Source organism: Motiliproteus sp. MSK22-1 (assembly GCF_001968815.1).
Classification (GTDB): domain Bacteria; phylum Pseudomonadota; class Gammaproteobacteria; order Pseudomonadales; family Balneatricaceae; genus Motiliproteus.
In genome coordinates this window covers 479,055-500,989 of record NZ_MIEQ01000096.1, presented here as the reverse complement: position 1 = coordinate 500,989, position 21,935 = coordinate 479,055, and the positions used below count along the sequence as shown (strand labels likewise).

At 46.2% G+C, this 21,935-nt stretch carries 19 protein-coding genes; 11 read left to right on the top strand and 8 right to left on the bottom strand.

Annotation, left to right across the window (positions count from 1 at the left end; translation table 11 throughout):
* Nucleotide 1 precedes the first annotated feature (1 nt).
* Nucleotides 2-730: a DUF3108 domain-containing protein gene (locus BGP75_RS25860; RefSeq protein WP_076721768.1), complete on the top strand. Its 729-nt coding sequence runs from the start codon at nt 2-4 to the stop codon at nt 728-730.
* Nucleotides 731-873: 143 nt separating this feature from the next.
* Entirely contained in the window at nt 874-1,374 is a 501-nt protein-coding gene (locus tag BGP75_RS25855; protein ID WP_076721767.1) for a peptidylprolyl isomerase, read from the top strand.
* Between the two features lie 103 nt (nt 1,375-1,477).
* Here BGP75_RS25855 and pspC read toward each other — a convergent pair whose 3' ends face one another.
* Genes pspC through pspA form a run of 3 tightly spaced genes read right to left on the bottom strand, consistent with a single transcriptional unit; the run spans nt 1,478 to nt 2,934 of the window.
* On the bottom strand, nt 1,478-1,981 hold the full coding sequence (pspC, locus tag BGP75_RS25850; RefSeq protein WP_076721766.1) for an envelope stress response membrane protein PspC: 504 nt from the start codon (nt 1,979-1,981) through the stop codon (nt 1,478-1,480).
* Complete coding sequence (gene pspB, locus BGP75_RS25845; protein WP_076721765.1) at nt 1,978-2,250, bottom strand: envelope stress response membrane protein PspB; 273 nt, start codon at nt 2,248-2,250, stop codon at nt 1,978-1,980. The genes pspC and pspB overlap by 4 nt, the downstream gene beginning before the upstream one ends.
* A 3-nt stretch (nt 2,251-2,253) precedes the next feature.
* On the bottom strand, nt 2,254-2,934 hold the full coding sequence (pspA, locus tag BGP75_RS25840) for a phage shock protein PspA (protein ID WP_076721764.1): 681 nt from the start codon (nt 2,932-2,934) through the stop codon (nt 2,254-2,256).
* A gap of 339 nt (nt 2,935-3,273) precedes the next feature.
* Between pspA and pspF the strand changes: the two genes are divergently transcribed.
* From pspF to BGP75_RS25810, 6 genes are all read left to right on the top strand, one after another.
* Nucleotides 3,274-4,356: a phage shock protein operon transcriptional activator gene (gene pspF / locus BGP75_RS25835; RefSeq protein WP_076721763.1), complete on the top strand. Its 1,083-nt coding sequence runs from the start codon at nt 3,274-3,276 to the stop codon at nt 4,354-4,356.
* 62 nt (nt 4,357-4,418) lie between these two features.
* Nucleotides 4,419-6,167 (top strand): ABC transporter ATP-binding protein, encoded by a 1,749-nt coding sequence (locus BGP75_RS25830; RefSeq protein ID WP_076721762.1) that lies wholly within the window; start codon nt 4,419-4,421, stop codon nt 6,165-6,167.
* Nucleotides 6,164-7,948: an ABC transporter ATP-binding protein gene (locus tag BGP75_RS25825; RefSeq protein WP_076721761.1), complete on the top strand. Its 1,785-nt coding sequence runs from the start codon at nt 6,164-6,166 to the stop codon at nt 7,946-7,948. The genes BGP75_RS25830 and BGP75_RS25825 overlap by 4 nt, the downstream gene beginning before the upstream one ends.
* 88 nt (nt 7,949-8,036) lie before the next feature.
* Entirely contained in the window at nt 8,037-8,768 is a 732-nt protein-coding gene (locus tag BGP75_RS25820) for an START domain-containing protein (protein WP_076721760.1), read from the top strand.
* 197 nt (nt 8,769-8,965) lie between these two features.
* On the top strand, nt 8,966-10,369 hold the full coding sequence (gene pyk, locus BGP75_RS25815; protein WP_076721759.1) for a pyruvate kinase: 1,404 nt from the start codon (nt 8,966-8,968) through the stop codon (nt 10,367-10,369).
* 80 nt (nt 10,370-10,449) lie between these two features.
* Complete coding sequence (locus tag BGP75_RS25810) at nt 10,450-11,154, top strand: M48 family metallopeptidase (RefSeq protein WP_076721758.1); 705 nt, start codon at nt 10,450-10,452, stop codon at nt 11,152-11,154.
* Between the two features lie 42 nt (nt 11,155-11,196).
* Here BGP75_RS25810 and BGP75_RS25805 read toward each other — a convergent pair whose 3' ends face one another.
* A complete protein-coding gene (locus tag BGP75_RS25805) occupies nt 11,197-13,350 on the bottom strand; it encodes an EAL domain-containing protein (protein ID WP_076721757.1) in 2,154 nt (717 codons plus the stop codon).
* Between the two features lie 379 nt (nt 13,351-13,729).
* On the opposite strand from BGP75_RS25805, the gene thpR reads away from it, so the two are divergent.
* Together thpR and hutG are read left to right on the top strand one after the other, a co-directional pair.
* The gene (thpR, locus tag BGP75_RS25800) at nt 13,730-14,251 is read left to right on the top strand and encodes an RNA 2',3'-cyclic phosphodiesterase (protein WP_076721756.1); all 522 of its coding nucleotides are present in this window, start codon (nt 13,730-13,732) and stop codon (nt 14,249-14,251) included.
* A 95-nt stretch (nt 14,252-14,346) separates the two neighbouring features.
* Nucleotides 14,347-15,282, top strand: a complete 936-nt coding sequence (gene hutG / locus BGP75_RS25795; protein ID WP_233153030.1) for a formimidoylglutamase — start codon at nt 14,347-14,349, stop codon at nt 15,280-15,282.
* A gap of 2 nt (nt 15,283-15,284) precedes the next feature.
* Here hutG and BGP75_RS25790 read toward each other — a convergent pair whose 3' ends face one another.
* The 4 genes from BGP75_RS25790 to BGP75_RS25775 all read right to left on the bottom strand — a co-directional run bounded on the left by BGP75_RS25790 (nt 15,285) and on the right by BGP75_RS25775 (nt 20,549).
* Nucleotides 15,285-15,683, bottom strand: coding sequence for a hypothetical protein (locus tag BGP75_RS25790; RefSeq protein WP_076721754.1), 399 nt, complete (start codon nt 15,681-15,683; stop codon nt 15,285-15,287).
* Between the two features lie 250 nt (nt 15,684-15,933).
* Complete coding sequence (gene fabV / locus BGP75_RS25785) at nt 15,934-17,136, bottom strand: enoyl-ACP reductase FabV (RefSeq protein ID WP_076721753.1); 1,203 nt, start codon at nt 17,134-17,136, stop codon at nt 15,934-15,936.
* A 273-nt stretch (nt 17,137-17,409) separates the two neighbouring features.
* Nucleotides 17,410-18,705 carry a GGDEF domain-containing protein gene (locus tag BGP75_RS25780; protein ID WP_076721752.1) on the bottom strand — a complete coding sequence of 432 codons (1,296 nt, stop codon included), beginning with the start codon at nt 18,703-18,705 and terminating at the stop codon, nt 17,410-17,412.
* A 395-nt stretch (nt 18,706-19,100) separates the two neighbouring features.
* Nucleotides 19,101-20,549: a cobyric acid synthase gene (locus BGP75_RS25775; protein WP_076721751.1), complete on the bottom strand. Its 1,449-nt coding sequence runs from the start codon at nt 20,547-20,549 to the stop codon at nt 19,101-19,103.
* 339 nt (nt 20,550-20,888) lie between these two features.
* Here BGP75_RS25775 and cbiB point away from each other — a divergent pair, with 339 nt between their 5' ends.
* Complete coding sequence (gene cbiB, locus BGP75_RS25770) at nt 20,889-21,860, top strand: adenosylcobinamide-phosphate synthase CbiB (RefSeq protein ID WP_076721750.1); 972 nt, start codon at nt 20,889-20,891, stop codon at nt 21,858-21,860.
* Nucleotides 21,861-21,935: the final 75 nt, after the last annotated feature.

The window sequence follows — 21,935 nt, the reverse complement described above, 5'->3', positions numbered from 1 at the left end:
TATGCTTTTCGGGAAATCACTGATCATTAGCTTGATTGCGCTCCCTCTGGCATTCAGCTCCAGCATCTTATCAGCCACAACGCGCGGGGTTGATACTTTACCGCCATTTCACGCTAACTACAGTGCAAAACTTGGACTAAGCATTGGCGGCGAGGCTTCCCGGCAACTAAGCAGGCTGGCTGACGGTCAATGGTTATTTGCTCAGGATGCAACCGCCTTGTTTGCTACCGTTCATGAAACCAGCCGGTTTGAAAGTGACGACTCACAGGTGATTCCCAAAGATTATGAGTATTTACGCAAGGTATTGGGTAAAAAGCGTCATGCTCTACTCCTGTTTGACTGGGATAAACACCTAGTTACAAATAACGTCCAGGACAGGCCCTGGAAACTGGCAATCAAACCAGGAACTCTTGATAAGCTGAATTATCAGTTGCAGCTAAGACTTGATCTCCTGAATGGTAAAACCAAACTCGAATACCTGGTAGCCGACGGCGGTCTGATCAAGAACTATCGTTTTGAGGCTATTGGCCAAGAGCAGATAGATACCCCGCTAGGCAAGCTGAACACGATCAAAGTTCAGCGAATTCGAGGTCCCGATGACAAACGTAAAACTCTGCTCTGGTTTGCCCTGGATCTGGACCTTCTTCTGGTCAAGCTGTCTCAGTTAGACAAAAAGGGTAAGGAATTCAGCTTGGTGATCAAAGAACTGAATAATAAACAGAAACATTGACAGAACGATCAGTTTCTCTCTAACACATCAGAGAATCTGTGAATAAGTCCATTGTGTTATCAGTGGTCTTGCAGAGGCCGAATAGACTTGCTCATAGGTTCCTTAGCTTCCAGCAATGCCATTACACTTCTCTGGAGAACAGAATGATTATTGAAAAAAATAAAGTAGTGAGTTTCCATTACCGCATTAAAGATGAAAACGGTAACGAAGTGGAACGGTCTGACGAAAACCAGCCAGCTCTCTACCTTCATGGACACGCAGGAATGCTGGAAGGCATCGTCAATGCGATGGAAGGAAGAAGCAGTGGCGAAAGTTTTCAGATAACCCTGCCACCGGAACAGGCCTACGGCGATCGCCACGAGGACGCGAAAGGACGAATCCCGGTTAAACAGATAAGGCTGCCTGGACAAAAACCGGTAAAAGGCCGCTTACAGCCAGGAACACAGATAGAAGTGTCTACTAAAGAGGGTATTCGACAGGCTACTGTCATAAAAATGGGTCTTAAGTCAGTAGATATTGATGCCAACCACCCGCTTGCCGGTAAAACACTGGATTTCGAAATTGATATTGTTGACGTACGTGACGCAACAGAAGAGGAAACTGCTCATGGCCATGCGCACGGCGCTGGTGGACATCAGCACTAAAAACCTACCGGGCCAGACTTCAGCCTACATGTAGCTCTATACCATCAGGCCGCCACACGCGGCCTGTTACTGCTCAGATCCTGTTGAACAATACATATCGATCTTACAAGTCATTAATTTCCTGATTAAACCGATACTTCTTTGATGTGACGTAAGTTTCCATCGACCGCAGTCTCTGATCCAATGCTGAAAGCCTTGCCTTCATCTCCTTCAACCGGGAGCTCGGAGCAGGCCCATAGCTAAATAAATGCTCATGATGACCAGAAGACTCATAACCCTCATCAACGAAATCCTCATCATTGTCATCGAACTGATCTCTAGATGCCTTGCCAGCACCGTTCGCTTTACGCCTTCTTCTAGCCCGTCCTCGATTGACTCGGGACTGCCTGGGGTGTTTAGCCAATAAAAAGATAGCCGCTACGTAGAGCAAAATGGCTAACTCACCGGTGAATAAAAATAGCGTCACGGCAACCAAACGTGCCATCCACTCCGGCACTTCAAAATGATTCGCAAGCCCTGCACAAACACCGAAAAACCATCCATCATCGGGTCTACGATACAGGTTCATATTATAGCCATTGGCTTTACCGGGCTTTCGCTGACTCATAATCTGGCCCCTCGTTCTTGTTGCGGATCAGTATAATCATCATTGCTTTCTCGCCAGCCTTGATGATCATGGTCCAAAATACGTTCCAATGTACGCAGGCGATCTTCCAGCCTGTCCACCATTCCCAGCGCATCATCAAGAGTTTGCCGATCCTCATCTGACAAACCTCTCTGCATCTGACTTTTGGTTCGATAATGCAGCCTCAACCAAATAGGCAGAACGACTGTCAGAAAAATGATCGTTGGGACAAAAAACAGATAGCTCGACATAATTTATTTTTCCTTTCGCTCAGCCTCCAGTTGGGTCTTTAATGCTAACAGCTCTTCATCAACCTTTTCATTCTTATCAAGGTCTTCAATTTCATCTGCCAGCGTCTGCGAGCGCTCCCCTCCCAGATCAAATGCCTCAACCTGGCCTTCAAGATCATCCATTCTTCTCTCATAGCGTTCGAACTTATCAAAGGCATCATTTAGCGCTTCTCGATTAATCTGCTTGCGAATATCCATACGCGAGCGATTAGTTTTTTCCCGTACCAGCAGTGAATTTTGCTTAGACTTCGCATCCTTTAGTTTCTGCTGCAACTGGGCAATCTCTTCATTAAGCACACCCAAATGCTCTTCCAATAAAGCAAGCTCGGTCTCTGACTGAACAGTATTTTCATTAAGATTGGCTTTTTCCAGTAATGCCCCACGAGCTAAATCTTCGCGGCCCTTACTAATCGCCAGTTTTGCCTTGCTTTCCCAATCGTTAGCCTCGTTATGCAAACGCTCAACTCTGCGCTTAAGCTCTTTTTTGTCCGCGATAACACGGGCAGAGGTTGTACGAACCTCAACCAATGTCTCCTCCATTTCCTGAATCATCAGTCGGATCATTTTCTTCGGATCTTCAGCCCGGTCCAACAACGCAGTAATATTGGCGTTAACTATATCCTGAAAGCGTGAAAAAATTCCCATTGTTGCTTCTCCAGTAAAATGACATTATTCGTTTAAAAACGGTTCAAGCAGAGTTAGTTAAAATGATTTGTTGATGCTGATCTCTGCACGGTTCTGCATCTAAAAATTCTCGATAGCCTCTTATTTCTTCATTTACCAAGCTTTTTGTTATCAGCTCTTTTTACTTATACCAATACATAGCGCGTTTCGTGCCAGGTTATAAAAAATAAACGTATGTTATTGTCATATAACAGGTTTTTTATATTTAACAATTCTTCCAATGCTTCTTGAATTAAAAACACGCAGGCACAATAAGCCTATCGTTAGCATTTTTGATCAAAATATGGTTTATTTGGCCACATGAACATCAATCAGCAGATATCCAAACAGTCCTTAATCGGGCACTCCTCAGCATTACTGGAAACGCTTGATCATGTTTCCAGAATTGCCCCTTTGGACAAACCCGTATTAATAGTTGGCGAGCGGGGAACAGGAAAGGAATTAATCGCAGATCGAATCCATTACCTTTCCGGACGATGGGATCAATCCTTTATCAAGCTTAACTGCGCCAGTATGAATGAGAACCTTCTGGAGTCTGAACTTTTCGGTCATGAATCAGGAGCTTTCACGGGCGCCAGTCGTGCTCACAAAGGACGTTTTGAGCGAGCTGATGACGGCACTCTGTTCCTTGATGAACTTGCTACATCGTCATTAAGAGTTCAGGAAAAGCTTTTAAGAGTGATCGAATACGGTGAGTTTGAGCGTCTGGGAGGGCACCAGCGTATAAATACCGACGTGCGCCTGATAGCCGCCACTAATCAGGATTTACAAGAGCTGGCAGAACGGAATCTGTTCAGATCTGACTTACTTGATCGTCTGGCCTTTGACGTTATTCACCTGCCACCATTAAGATTCAGGCAAGAAGATATCATCTTGTTAGCTGAACACTTTGCCATCAGCATGAGTCGCGAGTTAGGAAGACCTTTTTTCCCCGGATTCGATGAAACCGCCGTTGAACAACTGCAAAGCCACCCCTGGCCCGGAAACATTCGTGAGTTAAAAAATGCTGTCGAACGCAGTGTTTACCGTAGCGCTGACGAAGAGGCGCCCCTGCGCACCGTTATACTTGATCCACTGACAAGCCCTTGGGCATCCATCAAGTCAGCAGAAAACCCACATCAAAACGACAAAGAAGACAATAACATAGATTTACTCTCTGCAACCGGTCATGACAAAACAACAGAGCCCTCCCCCCCTTCAGCTGCCAGAGAAAGAATGGTCGATTTTAAAACTCAGGTCAGCCAGTTTGAAACCAGACTCCTTAACCAAACGCTTAAGGAGTGTAAATATAATCAGCGAAAAGCGGCTGAACGACTGGGACTTAGCTATCACCAGCTAAGAGGACTTATCCGTAAACATCAACTATCAACAAGCACCGAATAAGCTACACTATGTGTTCCCTGAGTAATTCGTCCACGCCTGTCAGGGAAGATTGACGGACTTATATGACACTATTTAACAACTTATCCTGGTTCTTTCGAGAACACTGGCGGACTTACCTCGTCGCTCTGCTGATGTTAGCTGGCGTAGCAATGCTCAATCTGGCAGTTCCCTATTTAATTGGTCTGGCTATTGACGAATTGATCACTGCCACTGAAACCACCACGGCTGAAACTGATATCAGACCCTATCTGTTAGCACTCTTTGTGCTGGGTATTGGCGTATATGCTCTCCGTTATGGCTGGCGACTGATTCTGTTCGGAACTTCATACCGTTTAGGCAGTATTTTACGTGCCCGCTTCTACCAGCGACTCTGTAAGCAAGGTCAGGCTTTTTATAGCATCAACAGCACCGGCGACCTTATGGCTAGAGCGACAAACGACGTAGATGCCATAGAATTAGCTGCTGGAGAAGGAGTTCTGTCAGGCTTTGATGGACTGCTTACTTTTATACTGGTACTGATCATCATGTTTGCTGTTATCGACTGGCGATTAACACTGGTAGCTTTAATGCCGTTCCCAGTGATGGCTTGGGCCTTTCACCGCATATCCCGCTCGGTCCACCAACACTTCCAACAGGCTCTGGACTGCTTCTCACGCCTCAATCAAAAAACACAAGAGGCTCTCAGTGGAATTCGACTGGTTAAAGCAATGGGGCGGGAGGAAATCGAAAGCCAAGCATTCTCCAGTATTTCTGAACAGGCAGCCGACAGCAACTATCGAGTAGCCCAGGCAGAAGCCTGTTACGATCCAGTCATTCATGTTTGCCTGTCAACAGCCCTGCTATTCACTATGTCCTATGGCACATGGCTTATCTGGCAACAGCAACTTAGCATTGGCCAGCTCGCCAGCTTCACCATGTACCTCGGGCAGCTTATCTGGCCGATGTTTGCTTTTGGCTGGCTACTGAACATTGTTGAAAGAGGAAGCGCTGCATTCAAACGTGTCGACCAACTATTAAAGACCGCTGATACCATTAATGATAAGGCGGTACTGACTCCGACCGGAGCTGAGCTACGAGTCCGGAATTTGACATTTTCTTACCCAAACAGCCATACAGCAACGCTCAACCAACTTAGCTTTGATCTTCCTGCGGGAAAGGTACTGGCAATTGTCGGTCCGACAGGATCGGGCAAAACCACATTGATCCAACTACTGATGCGTCAATGGCAATCAGAGCCGGATATGATACTGATGGATGGCCTCGCCCTAAGTCAGTACAGCCTTAAAGCACTACGTGATCAATATGCTTATGTGCCTCAGGATTCGTTTCTATTCAGCATCAGCATCGCCGAAAATATAGCCTTAACAAGCCCCTCAGCATCCCAGGATGAAATAGAAGCAGTAGCGAAAATCGCTTGCATACACCAGGACATTCTGAGCTTTCCAGAGGCGTACCAGACTCAGGTCGGTGAACGGGGCGTGACACTATCTGGTGGACAACGACAACGAATCTGTATCGCTCGCGCCCTGCTCTCCAAGGCCCCTGTTCTGATTCTTGACGATGCATTATCAGCGGTGGATGTTCATACCGAACAACAGATAATCACCCATTTGAAAGACAGCAGAAATGAGCAAAGCAGCATTATTATCAGCCATCGATTATCTGCAGTAGAACATGCGGATGAAACTCTGGTTCTTACTCATGGCTGTTTGCAACAGCAAGGCAATCACGATCAACTGATAACACAGGATGGCTGGTATTCTCGTATGTGGACCTATCAACGAATGGAAGCACGGCTGGAAGAAACATGAAACAAAAGGGTCCCGGCAGTTCACATCAGGGCAATACCTTCAGTTTGCTGATGAACTATGTTTATCGAGACAAGCCTTTATTGGCTAAGGCATTGCTCCTGCTTCTATTGGCAACCGCTGCTGATGTTACCGGTCCGATTCTGGCAAAAATATATATTGACGACTATCTGTTGCAATCAAATTACCATATTCCGTCTTTGGCATTGTTGTTGATTTTTTATCTGATCAGCCAACTATCAGCGGCTTGGCTTCGCTATCAACAAACCTTGCGATTTACCGACATGGCATTAGCAGCAGTACTCGATATTCGTAAGCGTGCATTCAGTCACATTCTGAAGTTGCCGATGCGTTTTTTTGATCATGCGATGACGGGGCAGCTCGTCAGCAGAATAACTAACGACACTGAAGCCATAAAAGACCTCTATGTGCAGTTTTTGTCGGTTGTCCTCACCAACACCATACTACTGTTCGGTATTATCGTGGCCATGGGCATCCTGAATATTCAACTGATGTTCTTTGCCCTGCTGCTCATTCCAGCAGTCATCAGTGTTATTTTTCTTTACCAGAAGCTCAGCGGAGCGGCCGTTGCAAAAACCCGCGAACTGCGCTCTGAAATTAATGCCAACATCAGCGAATCCATTTCAGGTATGTCGGTGATTCAGGAAAGCAATCAGCAACAGAAGTTCATTAAGCAGTTCTCAGATCTAAACAACAGCTATTATCAGGCCAGAATGCGATCCATCAAGGCCAGTGCGGCCCTTCTCAGACCCGCTATTGATCTGCTCAGTATACTGGCCCTACTGGGTATCATCTGGGGATTTGGTCAGCAGGTTGTCGAGGGTGTTGCCGAGATTGGAGTACTCTATGCGTTTTTAAGCTACCTGGGCCGTTTCACCGAACCGCTGGCGGAAATAACTCAACGCTTCAATCTCTATCAGCAGGCGATGGTTGCTGGAAATCGGGTCTATCAACTCATTGAAGAAACCGAAGAGCAACCCCTGGGTGTGATAAATGAAATAGATAACGGCCATCTGCTATTCAAAGATATTAATTTTCACTACCAGCCCGGAAAAACAGTCTTAAGACAATTGGATATTGATATCCCTCCGGGTAATCTTTATGCCGTCGTGGGGCACACGGGCAGTGGCAAAAGCACACTGCTCAATCTGCTGTTAAACTTCTATCAGCCTTCAACAGGACAAATCCTGATTGATAATCAGAAGTTAACTCAATACAGCCATCAATCGTTGCGGTCCGGCATTGGATTGATTCCTCAGGAACCGTTCATTCTGGCAGCAACCATCTATGACAATATCGACATGGGCCGGGGCCTTAAGCAATCAGAAATAGAACAGGCTGCCCAAAAAGCACACCTTCATGATGTGATCAAGACAATGCCTGAAGGCTACCAGACAATGCTGGGGGAACGAGGGGTACGACTGTCAACGGGTCAAAGGCAACAACTGGTCATTGCCCGGGCTCTGGCTACATCACCAAAAATTCTGTTGCTCGATGAGGCAACTGCCAGTGTAGACAGTGAAACAGAACAGGTAGTACAACGAGCATTAGATGACCTGCACGGTACCGTTACCATGATTGTCGTAGCCCACCGACTGTCCACCATCAGAAATGCCGATCGAATACTGGTATTGTCTCACGGAGAAATAATCGAAAGTGGCAGCCACCATCAACTGATGGCAACCCCAGACAGCCTCTACCGTTCCATGTACCAATTACAGCAACAAGCCCGCCTTGTGGAGGAAACTGAGCACAGCCATTGATCTTCAGCATCTGAATCATGGATATTTTCGTCATCAGTTGCTTTAGCCTTCATTATCAACTACATATTTTGATATGAAGATACAACACATGAATACTACGTTGATGGAATTGCTGGTTGGGTTGTTGGCAGTTCTACACTCCAGCCAGTCCTTGGGGCAGGAAGACACTGTTAATACAGAATGGCAGAAAGCAAAAGATCAGGATGGAATACAGGTTTTTACCAGAGAGGTTCCTGGTTCCAGTATTCGCGAGTTTAAGGGTATCATCGAAATAAACAGTACTCTCGATAGCCTGTCGGGTGTTTTAAATGATATCAAGGCCTGCCCTCTTTGGGTCCACCAATGCAAAGACCCTGCGATTATCGAGACACGGGGCTATACCGAGCGTTACGTTTACCAAATCAGCGACTTCCCATTCCCCGCACAAAACAGGGACGTTATTCACCATGCCCGAGTCAGCCAAAACCCCAAAACCCGGGCAATAACCATAAAACTTAACGCAACTCCTGATTTTTGCCTTAACAATACACTGGCAACCTGTGAACCGATCAACCGCTCATCTAACATTCGTATACGCCATTCTCAAGGCACCTACCGTCTTGAACCGATAAACAACATGACCACCAGAGTCATCTGGCAGCAGCACGTCGAACCCGGAGGACATCTTCCCGACTGGATGGTCAATTCAATGTTAGTCAGTGTCCCTTTCAGCACATTGGGTAAACTGAAAGAAATTGTTCAGCAGGAAAAATATCAGACAGCCAAACTCGCCTATAATGAGAACGGTGTTGCTGTCGGATTCGAAATCAAAAACTGGTAGCCGTTGTGAGGGATAAAACTCTGTGAGGGATAAACCTCTTGTCAGCGGGGCAATTTACATTCCTCAGGGTATCAGTACGAGATGACAACCGGTCTTCCGAACCTGTCTTTTTTGTTGCGCTTATCCGTTGCCGGAAGATACATAAGAGCGTAAGCTAATTCCCGTTTATTATTTCTGACCGGACTCGCGCTATTTCCATGAGAAAAACCAAGATTATCTGCACCATAGGTCCCGCCAGTGAATCTCTTGAAATGCTGGAAAAGCTCTACAATGCGGGTATGAATGTGGTGCGCCTGAATATGTCCCACGGCGACCACGAATCCCACGCTAAAGTTATTCGCTCCATACGTACACTGAATAAAAAAGTAAAGTATCCGATCCCGGTTTTATTGGATACTCAGGGGCCGGAAATCCGTACTGGAGATATTGCAAATGAACTGGACTTGCATGAAGGCTCGGAGATTACAGTCACTGTCAGAGGGAGTGAGAATGTCGAAGAGACCTCAATTCATGTCAACTATGATGACTTGGTCGGCAGTGTTGAAACCGGCGACAAAATTACCGTTGATAATGGCCTGATTAATCTCGAAGTACTGGAGAAGCGAGAACGCACTCTTCGTTGCCGAGTGATTGATGGTGGCGTGTTAAAAAGCAAGCGCCATGTCAACCTTCCCGGAATCCGGGTTAATCTCCCTGCCATTACCGAAAAAGACCGTAGCGATATCCTCTTTGCGATGGAGCAGGAACTGGACTTTATTGCCCTGTCCTTTGTCCGCAAAGCTGAAGACATCAGGGAACTGCGCGACTTCCTGGGTGAGAAAGCCAACAAAATAAAAATTATTGCCAAAATCGAAGATCAGGAAGGCGTCCTCAATCTCGAAGAGATTATCGATGAAGCAGATGGAATAATGGTCGCCAGAGGTGATTTGGGCGTTGAAATCAATGTGGAACTTCTCCCCAATGTGCAGCGGAAGATGGTGAGATTGTGCGCCGAACACGGTAAGCGGGTTATCGTCGCGACCCATCTTCTGGAATCGATGATCGAGAACCCCATCCCCACTCGGGCAGAAGTGACTGATGTGGCCAACGCCATCTATGAGGGCACAGATGCGGTAATGCTCTCCGGAGAAACAACCGTCGGTAAATATCCGGTCAAATGTGTCGAAATACTGGACAAAATAGCACAGGCATCAGAAAAAGAGGTCGGTCTGGAGTTTTCCAAAGGACTCATCAAAAAAGATGAAAAGCAACATCTTGCCGCAGCAACGGTTGACCTGGCAGAATCCATTGGTGTCAAAGGAATCGTTGTCATTACCCGCCGGGGGTATATGGCCAATCTGGTAACTAACTGCCAGCCTCACAAGCCCCCCATTTATGCCTTTACTAATGACCCTCGTACCCGGAGGCAATTATTGCTTAACCGCAGCGTTTACCCGTTCCGTACTGAGTTCAGTCAGGATCCGGAAAAAACGCTGGCAATTGCATTTGAAACACTTAAGGAAAAAGCAGCCTTTATTACTGGAGATCAGGTGGTTGTCATTTCAGACATTATTGCGGGTTCCGGTGTGGATGCCGTCCAGGTTCGCGTGATACCCGAATAATCAGACGTAACTATCAGTCGACAAAGCAATCAATCAACAAACCGATCATCAACCCATATTTGACATGAAGCCTGACTTACGTGAATACTTTTGAATTTGACGTAGAAATCAAATATACCCGACGTAAAGGCAGTATCGGCATCCGTATTCAAAAAAACGGCGTCTGTCTTCTAGCACCCTATCGCACACCTCAATCCACGCTAAAACAGCTGGTTAAGGACCGACAGGACTGGATTCGAGAAAAATTGACCTTACTGAAGTGTGACCAAGAGCCTTCAGCTGATAATCAGCTTAGCAACGGAATGAAGATAGCCTTTCTTGGTAATGAACATGTTTTGCATATTCATTCAGCAAGCCGGAATCAGGTTACGCTAAGGAACAACCAGCTTTGGGTTGAATTGAAGGAGCAATCAACCAAGTATCAATCCCAACTTTGTTTGAAGCTGCTGGAAGAATGGTACCAGCAACAGGCAGAATCCTACCTGAACAATCGACTTCAACATCTCAGTAATCATATGGGCCTGCCTTACGCCAGCTTAAAGGTAAGGAGCTACAAAAGCCGTTGGGGAAGTTGCGATCGCTACCGAAGAATCACCCTTAACAGTCGCCTGATAATGGCTTCGGTGGCTATCATTGACTATGTAATCATCCATGAATTAAGCCACTTGGTTCATCTGAATCACTCTCCAGAGTTTTGGCGACTGGTTGAGCAATACTGTCCGGATTATCTGCAAAAACGTCGCTGGTTACGCAATCAAGGTCACAAACTATCACTTCCAGAGTGATCTAAGCCCACTATCTCAGGCAACCCGGTAAACTGAAGCAAGCTAACCCGAAAACGGCAATATTTTCATCGCACCCTTCTCTGTATAAACGCGTTTCAGCTCCAGATACTCAAATGCATCTTTAATACTCGCTCGCAGGTTTTCATCATCCCAGGGCTTGCTCATGAATTTGTATACTGCTCCGTCATTTATAGCACGGGTTATATGCTCCAGTTGCGCGTACCCACTGAGTATGATTCGCACGGTATCAGGATGTAATTCCTTTACGCTCCGCAGAAATTCGGTCCCACACATTTTAGGCATGATCTGGTCAGCAACAATCACGTCAACCGGTTCTCTTGCCAGGATATCCAACCCTTCAAAAGCACTGTTTGCGATCAATATCCGATAGCCGGCCTTTCTGAGTACACGGGCCAATGATGCCGTAATATTCTGTTCATCATCCACCAGTAGCAAAGTCCTTGTTCTTTCCGCTTCATGCTCCGTGAAAATAATCTGTCTATCGTTTATCAGCAACTGAGTTGCCTCTTCTGCAGGCAGAGGCCTGCTGAAATAATAACCCTGTATATCCTCGCAACCATTACGACGCAGATAATTAACATGTTCGATCGTTTCAACACCTTCGGCAATAACTTTTCGTTTAAGACTATGAGCCATCGCAATGACTGTTAATGCAATCACCGCATCCTGGGGCTCTGTTGTCATGTTACGGACAAATGACTGATCAATCTTAATCCGGTCAATCGGAAGCTTCTTGAGATAGCTGAGACAAGAATAACCCGTACCGAAATCATCAATGGCAAACTCTACACCCAAACTTTTCAGGTAGTTCATCACCTCAATACTGCTGTCAATATCCTTCATGGTGCCGCTTTCTGTCACTTCCAGTTCAAGATACTGCCCTTCCAAACCGGATTCCTGGAGTGCTTGCTCGACCTTGGCACTTAAGTCAGATGCCCGAAATTGTTCAGGGGACAAATTAACCGCCACCCGTATAGGAGGAATACCCTTTTCCTGCCATCTCTTATTCTGCAAACAGGCCTGACGTAAAACCCACTCTCCAATTGGGATTATCAAACCGGTTTCTTCAGCAATAGGAATAAATTCTGCTGGTGGTATCAGACCCCTTTGCGGATGTTGCCAACGAATCAACGCCTCCATACCGATCACTCGACCTGTTCGCAGCTCTACCTGAGGCTGATAAAATAAAACAAACTGACCAAGCTCAAGCGCCTGTCGCAATTCTGCTTCAAGCCTTAATCTTTTATGGGCACCTTCATCCATTTTTTCTGCATACCAGAAGGAGGCGTCCCCTCCTTCAGCCTTTGCCTGATGCATGGCCACCTGGGAACGCTTTATCAGTTCATCTGTATCGCTCGAATCCTGAGGATAACTGGCAATACCAATACTGGCTGTCAGTACAACTTCCGTTTCTGCAACTATAATCAGCTTCCTGATGGCCTGCTGGATAGACTCCGAGAGGATGATCAGTTGTTGCGAGTCTTTGTCATGGAACAGAATAGTAAACTCATTGCCTCCACTCCTCCCCAGAATGCCTTGAGAGCCAATAACAGCATTTATGCGATCAGCCATTGTAGTGATCACCTGATCACCAATCTTTTGTCCCAAGGTGACGTTGACCTTCTTAAAGTGGTCAATATCAATGGTCATCAAATTAACGGCTGTAGCAGCCAGCTTTGCTGATTTAAGTGCTTGCTCAAGATAGACACTAAAGCCTTCGCGACCAGGAAGACCGGTTAGCAGATCATGCTCTCTCAACAACCGGTTATTTCGTCGCAATAAGTCGTTGAGCTTCTTCTGGCGCAGCAGATTATTGACACGCGCAATTAACTCGATTCGATCAATAGGCTTGGTGATAAAATCCTCTGCACCAGCCTCCAGCCCCTTTATTCGTGAGTCCCGGTCAGCCAGGGAGGTAGCCAGAACGATAGGGATATGTTCGAAACGCTGATCGTTCTTCAAAAAACGGGTCAGCTCGTACCCATCCATCAAAGGCATCATCACATCAGATATGATCACATCCGGTTCATAACTGATCATAGCCTCGATCGCCGCCTCCCCACCATCAACACAAAATACATCATATTTTTGAGCCTTCAGGATTACGGACAGTAGTTTACGATTGGCCGCCTCATCATCCACCACCAGTAACTTTGAACCTTCATTGCTCCACATTTATACACCTCTTTCCATTTGGTTTGTCAAAGCCTGTAACACAGGCCAATACAGACGATGCCAAAATATTGTCATTGCAGCAGAATGATAAAAACAATGAAAAAAAGTCCAGAATATACGGGAACGCCGATAGGCTTATGCTGTAAATCAAGGAAAAGGTATGAGTCTTCAACATCCATTGTAAATATCCCAAATAGAATCCCTAAGCTTCGTATAACTATAGACTATTTAGTCAACATCAAGAGGCGAATCTCTACGCTTATCATTAAATATGGCTATTATTTAATAGAACTATTCATAGGTTTCCTAAACTATTCTGAATTAAGGATAGATACACAGAAGGCATATTCCATTTTCAGTATTGTTTTCCGGGGGAATCATGCGATTGTTTACCAGTATCGATTTACCAGAGCCAATGAAGCAGAAAATTGACGAAATTTGCTGGGGCTTACCTCGGATTCGCTGGTTGCCCTCCGAACAACGGCATATCACGCTGGTATTTATCGGCGAAGTGAACCCTTCTCAGTTAAGTCCGATAGCAAAGCAGCTGAAAATGGTGCAGTTCCCCGAATTTGAATTAAATTGTCATGGCATCGGCAGTTTTCGTTCGGGTGTACTTTGGCTTGGGGTCCAGCTTGATCAGAATCTTCGTAACCTGGAACAAGCCATTCGCTATCAGCTATCAGAACTCAAAGCATTGAAGCTGGGAAGCAGGAAATTTCATCCTCATATAACGTTGGGACGCATGGATCACCAAAACCCACCAAAACTAAATAATTTCCTTGCCTTGAATAACAATCATCGTTTCACGTTTAGCGTTACCGAGTTCCAGCTGCTATCCAGTCAACTGAGTCCAAAAGGAGCCCGGCACTATGCTGAACAAACATTTACATGTCTCTAGCCTGCCCTTATGGAGATATATACAGACATTCTTTCACCCTAGTTTAGACATCAACTCTGTCGCTATTCAGAGAGGCCATAAGTATGTATGAGGAAATGAAGAATGATATCTGGCAGGGGCGCATTGATGACTACGAAGAAGGACCTTGCCAGCGCTGGCATCAGGTTATTCACCCTATAGACCAGATGGACCAACCGGGCATTGCTATTCTAGGTATCTGTTCAGACGAAGGCGTGCGGCGAAATCAGGGTCGTCATGGAGCAAGAAAAGGCCCTAACGGTATCCGCAGAGCATTGGCCCCTTTGCCCTGGAACCTGGAAAAAACTCTTTATGATGCGGGCAATTTACACTGTGACCTGAGCAACCTGACTGAGCTTTCAGAATTGCAGACAGACTGGGTTTACAAGCTTTTAAACCAAGGGCACTTTCCTCTGGTGCTCGGAGGAAGCCATGAAATAGCCGTTGGAAACTATCTTGGACTGGAGCGATTTCTGTCAACCCGCGTCACTGGCAATATCGGCATTCTCAGTTTTGATGCACACTTTGATCTCAAACAGGATCACCGTCCAAGCTCCGGCACCCCATTTTTACAAATTGCAGAGCACTGCGTTCAATCTGGGCGCGAATTCAGTTATGCCTGCTTAGGTATCAGCGAAAGCTCCAATACACAGGCTCTATTCCAACGAGCAAAAGAATTGGGTGTTAGATACCTGAAAGACGATCAATTAAACGGTTGGCAGCTGGAGAAAGCATTCAAGTTACTGGAGGAGTTCATTACTCCGTTAGCTGCGCTCTACCTGACCATTGATCTGGACTCACTGCCTGCTGCAAATGCCCCCGGAGTAAGCACTCCTGCACCGAGGGGAATTTCGCTGGATGTGATGGAAGTACTTATAGATGAATGCAAACGCTTGGCTGGCAGTAAACTGCGGATGGCAGATATTGCAGAATATAATCCTGACCTGGATATTGATAACCGCACCGCTCAGTTGGCGGCACGGTTATGCTACCGAATCCTCAGGGATGATTAAACTCATCCATTACGCTGAGCTAAGGCTGCTATGCACCAGGAAGTAAAGGCTGCCTTTTGCCGCGGACTGTCACAGCCCTCAGGGTTGGGAGCGCCTTCCAACAAGCGGTGCAGTATAACCTCTCCCCGCTGATCGATAATTGCATCAAGTTCGTCATCACTGAGTGGTGCAACGAAATAATCCAATTGCGATGCATCCTCTGGAAGACTATCTTTCTCTAAAAGATCACAGCCTACAGGGTCTTGAAATAGCATGCCCTCACGGTATTCCACCTGGCAGCGTTTACCACCTTCACTATACCGGGGACGATAGACCTCAATAGACCGACCATGAAGCTGAAGCCCAATAACGTTTGCTGCGTTATGTTGGCTGGCTAGAGTGAGTGCTGCTTGCAGATCCATTTTTTCGAACCTCAAGAAAAGTTGTTATTCTGAGAATCGAAAGCATAGCGAAGTGAAATAAAAAGACTATTCATCAAAAGTCTAAGCAAACCACAAAACCATGATTTAGATATGGTTTTATTTTTTGGAAAAGAACAAGTGAAAACAGGGCAAGAAAAGAAGCGATATAAAATACCGCTTCTCCGTTTAACCAGAATAAAAGCTATTGACGATATCTACTGGCGTGAACAATCCTGCTCAACACTAACGATCAAAGATTGATGACGTCAAAGTCAGCGACCGGACTCACATCCGCATCATAGTCCACACCGTCAATATCAAAACCGAACAAACGCAGGAATTCTTCCTTATATCCCTGGTAATCTGTTAACTCAGAGAGATTTTCAGTGGTCACTTTCGGCCAGATAGTTCGACAGGCATCTTGAATATCATCAGCCAGCTCCCAATCATCCATGCGGATTCTATTCTGTTCATCGGTTTCGAATGAAGAACCGTCGTCCTTAAACAGCTGAGTGCGGAACAAACGATCAATCTGCTCAATACAGCCTTCATGTACCCCCTTCTCCTTCATTACCTTAAAAGCCATGGCAATATAAAGAGGCATTACCGGTATCGCTGAACTTGCCTGGGTTACTACACTTTTCAGTACCGCAACGTTTGCCCCGCCCCCTTTTTTAGCAAGCTTGGCATTGATTTCACCGGCTGCGCGGTCCAAATCGATTTTTGCCTTACCCAAAGCGCCATCCCAGTAAATCGGCCAGGTGATACTGGTACCAATGTAACTGTAAGAAACAGACCTGCAGCCCTCAGCCAGAACGCCAGCCTGATCAAGTGCATCCATCCACAGCTCCCAGTCTTGCCCGCCCATCACCGTAATTGTATCTTCAATTTCCTGTTCAGTGGCAGGTTCAACTTCAGTTTCAATGATACAGTTCTTATTGGTATCCACCGCAGTAGAACGGTATGTCTCGCCAATCGGTTTTAGACAGGAACGAACAACTTCGCCGCTATCAGGCAGCTTTCGAACAGGAGATGCCAGGGAATAAACAACCAGATCTATTTGCCCCAGATCTTGCTTTATCAGATCAATCGCAGTTTGTTTAGCTTGGTGAGAAAAAGCATCACCATTGATGCTTTTAGAATAGAGACCTGCTGACTTGGCAGCTTTATCAAAGGCTGCTGAGTTATACCAACCAGCGGTACCTGTTTTTCGCTCAGTTCCTGGTTTTTCAAAGAAAACACCGATGGTCGATGCACCAGAACCAAAAGCAGCGGCTATTCGCGAACAAAGTCCATAACCGCTGGAAGAACCGATAACCAACACACGCTTTGGTCCGCCTTCAATCGGACCTTTAGACTGGGTATATTGAATCTGTTGCTGAACGTTAACGTCACAACCGACAGGATGGGTCGTTGTACAAATAAAGCCACGGATTTTCGGTTTGATGATCACAGTCTATTTTGACTCCGTTATATTGAGTTAATTCTGCAAAAGCGACATCAGTACATCAGCCTCAGTAACAAAAACCGAAGCTACTATCAGCAGCCAGCAGCAGAATTTGAAGAATTTGTGCAAAATGCGATTATAACCTCAAAGCTGAGGTTTGTTAGTGAAAAATTACAATACGGCCAGGGGAGGTTTGCATTATCTGAATACGCAGGAATGCAGTATCATTCGCAGAATCGTTTACAGGGGCCAGAGCTAAAATACAGAAAATTCAAAACACTATGCAACCGATTCCAATACTATTTGATTGCGACCATTCCCTTTAGCGTAATAAAGCCGCTCATCGGCCAACTTCACCATCTCATTAGAACCCAGCTTACCTGGAGCTATTTCATTGCTGTCGGCTATACCACAACTGAAAGTGCAGTATAAACGATTACCGTCTGTCACGATCTGAGTGGTCCGCAAACGCTCCTGGTATCGCTCCAGAACCTTATTCGCCTGATGCTTCCCCATACCAAAAAACAAAATAATAAACTCTTCTCCTCCAAAACGAGCCACCAGATCATAAGGACGACAATCCTCTTTGAGCATCTGAGCAAATTGAGCCAGAGTTTGATCGCCTGCCAAATGACCGTAGTTGTCGTTAACTTCTTTGAAGTTATCAATATCCAATAAGGCAATAGAAATTAAATTATTGTCTCGCTGACAATGAGAACAGCTTTGATTCAGGCGATCAAAGAAATAGCGGCGATTGAGAAGACCCGTTAAAGGATCGGTAATTGAAAGCTTGACTAACTTTTCCTGATACGCATGATCAGTACTGACATCCATCACCGTGCCAAAGGCCCGTGATCGACCAGAGCTATGCCGTAACCGTCTTCCTCTGATTAACACCCAACGAGACCCTGAATTCACCTTAATGTGCCGTTCAGCCTTAACCTCATCAGAATCCATATCCTCTACAAGCGATAGGAATATTTCCGCAATCTTATCTTCCTGATTGATATCAACATCCAACGCTTCTGCTTTTCCACCAAGCATTTCAGCACCATGGGCATCAATATGAACCAGCCCTGTATCAAGATCCCAGTCCCAACAACCCAGGTTAGCGCCCCACAAAGCCAGGCTTAAACGGCTTTCGCTATCTTGCAGTTTTTCCTCAACACGCCAGCGTTGCTCAACTTCCCGACGCAACCTCCTGTTAAAGTAACTAAGCAATACGCTCATGAACATCAGTCCAGCAGCGATGACAATACCTATGCGCACATAGATATGCCCCCAGTCAAACCCAGTAGTGTCTGCCCCGCTCTTTTCCGCTGCTGTAACCACAGACTCCCTTGTATCCGCTTCCGTAACAGAGTCATCGAGTTTAGTTGGTGAAATCATGGGGACAGCGTTGTCAGATCGACCTGAAGGCTGAGAACTATCTGTTTGAAGGCTTATCTCCATAGAGACAGGAGTATTAACGACTAGTGTAACGGGCAGGTACTCGACTGAAAGATGCTGCAAATCTCCTGAAAGAACATCACCAAAAGCATGCATAGATGGCAGCAAAAGCAAGGTAGCAATCATCAATGACCTGTATAAAACATCTAGACAGCCACAGTGTTGAGATTGTTTAGGGGTACATAAAATCACTACCCAGACCTCTGGTAATTGGCCGGTATTGAGAGCCTCAGCAAACCTGCAGACGATGACAGAGTCTCCAGTAAAGGCTCACAATTTTCCTTGTACAAACCTACGCCACTTTATGGTGAAAAACCATAGTATCAAAATCCTGATTGATCAGCGTATAGTATATTTTTGAGCCAATTTATCTTCCCCTATCAAGACAATTAGATCAAAAATATCCAATTTCTGTACTATCAGCAACCTATGTTGGGCTGATCTGGTTCAACATATTCAAACGGCCGTATAATATTCCTTCCCTCTAGTTTGGAAGTGAATCTGGAAAAATTCAAATCGAATTAGAGATTTAATATTTTTGCCAGAGTCTCAAACCCCAGATACTCTTCCACCGTGTCAGCCAGACGATTGACACCCTCTTCTCTAAGCTGTTGATAGTTTAGTGTTTTTATCTGATCTTTATCAACTCCCGACCATTCCAGCAAGCTTGAGCATGCCGAACTTTGTTCAAACAGCCCGTGAAGATAAGTACCCAGAATCTGGTTATCCTCTGATATAACCCCATCAGAACGATTTTCAAGACTAACCGCAGATCGCTCCAGTGCAGACCCCTCACTTATCCCCGTATGTATTTCATATCCATCAATGACAGGCGCTCCTGGAAGGTTGATCTTTCCGCTGACCCGCAGCAACTGCTTACCCGGCTGTAAAGTCGTGTTAAAATCCAGTAACTGCAACCCCCGGCAGGACCCTGCAGGTCCTTCAATACCATGGGGGTCATTAATTTCCTGCCCTAACATCTGAAAACCACCACAGATACCCAGAACCTTTCCACCATAACGAAGATGCTTGTGGATAGCACTCTCCCAGCCCTGAGTTCGCAACCATTCGAGATCAGCAGCGACACTCTTGGATCCAGGAAGGATAATCAAATCAGCAGCTGGGATTGCCTGTCCGGGTCCGATAAACTGAATATCAACCTGTGGATTAAGGCGAAGAGGATCAAAATCAGTGTGATTGGATATTCGCGGAAAGACAGGAACGACGACCTTCAGTAAACATTTATCAACGCTGGCCACAGTATCCCTGGCAACAGCATCTTCGGCTTCCAAATGCAGATTCATCAGGTAAGGCAATACTCCAAGCACCGGCTTATCAGTCCGCTGTTCCAGCCACTCGTTACCCGGTTTCAGCAGCCCTATATCGCCACGAAATTTGTTAATAACAAACCCTCTAACACGGTTCTGCTCGCTGGCTGAAAGCAGTTCCAGAGTTCCCACCAAATGTGCAAACACTCCACCTCTGTCGATATCGGCAACAATAATTACCGGGCAGTCTACCTCCTCGGCAAATCCCATATTGGCGATATCCCGGTCTCGGAGATTAATTTCCGCCGGACTTCCAGCCCCTTCAACCAGAATAACATCGTACTGGCGCTTTAAACGCTCATAGGACTCGAGCACCGCAGCCATGGCTCGGGGCTTATATTGGTGATAATCCCGGGCATCCATATCGTCAACGGCATGCCCCTGAATAATGACCTGCGCACCGATATCCGTATTGGGTTTCAGCAACACAGGGTTCATATCAGTATGGGGTTCCAGACCACAGGCATAAGCTTGCACCGCCTGGGCCCGACCAATTTCCCCCCCATCCACGGATACGGCACTATTCAGTGCCATGTTCTGTGGTTTGAAAGGAGCCACTGAAATGCCTCGACGGTATAACACCCTGCAGATTGCCGCCACCAAAGCACTTTTTCCTGCATCAGAGGTTGTCCCCTGAACCATTAAAGTCTGCTGACTTTTCAAATAATTACTCCCACCCCAAAAATGCAGTTGAAACGAAACACATAAATAATGCTGACATTTGCCGACTGCGGTATAGAAAAAGAGCCATTGGCACCTACCTGTTCAAACTACCGGCAAGTTAACCTTAATTTGTCACCTGCATCTCATTGATAGCGACAAACAACCTCCAATTAGCGACGCCTACCATATAAACGACCCAAACCAACTTTGCCTTTTGCTGAGGCATCGCTATGATGTCTGCCTCTCTCGAAATGCCCAACGCGATAAACGACTACGGATCGATACCGCGCACTCTACACAAATGGTCAATGGGAAGAAATGGTCACATTCAGCTTTATTTGTATAGCATTGTTATTGGATCAGTTGTTGGGTGAGCCTCGCCGTTACCATCCTTTAATCGGATTTGGTAACCTGGCCATCTTTCTGGAAAAACGACTTAACCGTTTTCAGGCCGATTCAACCCTGATTGCCAGAAGCAAAGGATTACTGGCAGTTCTGTCGCTTACCCTACTGCCTGCCTGCCTGGCCTATTTATTGATAGGTTATCTATTAACCGGTGACACACTATTTAATAATCAAGGGTTAGAAACCCTCTTTGCCGCCCTGATCCAGATTGTCGGGCTCTACCTGTGTATTGGCCGAAAGAGCTTGATGGAACATGCCCGTGCCATCGCGATCCCCTTGTCCGCATCAGACCTTCCCTCAGCCCGTCAAAAGGTTGCCATGATCGTCAGTCGTGATACCCGAAAGATGAGCAGTAATGAAATAACCCGGGCTACAACAGAGTCGGTACTGGAAAATGCCAATGATGCCTGTTTTGCGACTTTGTTCTGGTTTATTGTCGGGGGGCTTCCCGCAGCACTGCTCCACCGATTCAGCAATACCCTGGATGCCATGTGGGGATATAAGACAGAGCAATACCTGCAGTTTGGCTGGGGAGCAGCAAGATTGGATGATCTGCTGAATTGGATTCCAGCGCGGCTGGGGGCACTAAGTCTAGCCTTAATCGGGCAAACAAAAATAGCGCTAAGCTGCTGGCGCAACCAGGCAAAGCACTACGACAGCCCCAATGGCGGAGTTATTATGGCGACCGGAGCCGGTGCTCTAAACATCCGACTCGGTGGAAACGCCACCTATCATGGCTCTATTAAGCAACGTCCAGTCCTCGGCAATGGGAGGGATGCCCTACCGAATGATATTGAGCGGAGCATAAGTCTGGTTAATCAGTCAGTGGGGCTTTGGCTTGCACTGCTGTTTCTGACCGTACTTTTGTTTAATATGATCCTTTAATACAATCCCCTGACTAAGGAGCCTGCGAATAATTCCATTATGTTCTCCGCGAGCCCTACGACCTAACTCACAGAT

What these genes read in the sequence shown, in the direction of transcription:
- BGP75_RS25855 (WP_076721767.1), top strand. Translation starts at nt 874, where the DNA reads ATGATTATTGAAAAAAATAAAGTAGTGAGTTTCCATTACCGCATTAAA.
- pspB (WP_076721765.1), bottom strand. Translation starts at nt 2,250, where the DNA reads ATGTCGAGCTATCTGTTTTTTGTCCCAACGATCATTTTTCTGACAGTC.
- BGP75_RS25820 (WP_076721760.1), top strand. Translation starts at nt 8,037, where the DNA reads ATGAATACTACGTTGATGGAATTGCTGGTTGGGTTGTTGGCAGTTCTA.
- pspA (WP_076721764.1), bottom strand. Translation starts at nt 2,934, where the DNA reads ATGGGAATTTTTTCACGCTTTCAGGATATAGTTAACGCCAATATTACT.
- hutG (WP_233153030.1), top strand. Translation starts at nt 14,347, where the DNA reads ATGAAGAATGATATCTGGCAGGGGCGCATTGATGACTACGAAGAAGGA.
- BGP75_RS25830 (WP_076721762.1), top strand. Translation starts at nt 4,419, where the DNA reads ATGACACTATTTAACAACTTATCCTGGTTCTTTCGAGAACACTGGCGG.
- BGP75_RS25860 (WP_076721768.1), top strand. Translation starts at nt 2, where the DNA reads ATGCTTTTCGGGAAATCACTGATCATTAGCTTGATTGCGCTCCCTCTG.
- BGP75_RS25775 (WP_076721751.1), bottom strand. Translation starts at nt 20,549, where the DNA reads ATGGTTCAGGGGACAACCTCTGATGCAGGAAAAAGTGCTTTGGTGGCG.
- pspF (WP_076721763.1), top strand. Translation starts at nt 3,274, where the DNA reads ATGAACATCAATCAGCAGATATCCAAACAGTCCTTAATCGGGCACTCC.
- BGP75_RS25790 (WP_076721754.1), bottom strand. Translation starts at nt 15,683, where the DNA reads ATGGATCTGCAAGCAGCACTCACTCTAGCCAGCCAACATAACGCAGCA.
- cbiB (WP_076721750.1), top strand. Translation starts at nt 20,889, where the DNA reads ATGGTCACATTCAGCTTTATTTGTATAGCATTGTTATTGGATCAGTTG.
- thpR (WP_076721756.1), top strand. Translation starts at nt 13,730, where the DNA reads ATGCGATTGTTTACCAGTATCGATTTACCAGAGCCAATGAAGCAGAAA.
- pspC (WP_076721766.1), bottom strand. Translation starts at nt 1,981, where the DNA reads ATGAGTCAGCGAAAGCCCGGTAAAGCCAATGGCTATAATATGAACCTG.
- pyk (WP_076721759.1), top strand. Translation starts at nt 8,966, where the DNA reads ATGAGAAAAACCAAGATTATCTGCACCATAGGTCCCGCCAGTGAATCT.
- BGP75_RS25825 (WP_076721761.1), top strand. Translation starts at nt 6,164, where the DNA reads ATGAAACAAAAGGGTCCCGGCAGTTCACATCAGGGCAATACCTTCAGT.
- BGP75_RS25780 (WP_076721752.1), bottom strand. Translation starts at nt 18,705, where the DNA reads ATGATTGCTACCTTGCTTTTGCTGCCATCTATGCATGCTTTTGGTGAT.
- BGP75_RS25805 (WP_076721757.1), bottom strand. Translation starts at nt 13,350, where the DNA reads ATGTGGAGCAATGAAGGTTCAAAGTTACTGGTGGTGGATGATGAGGCG.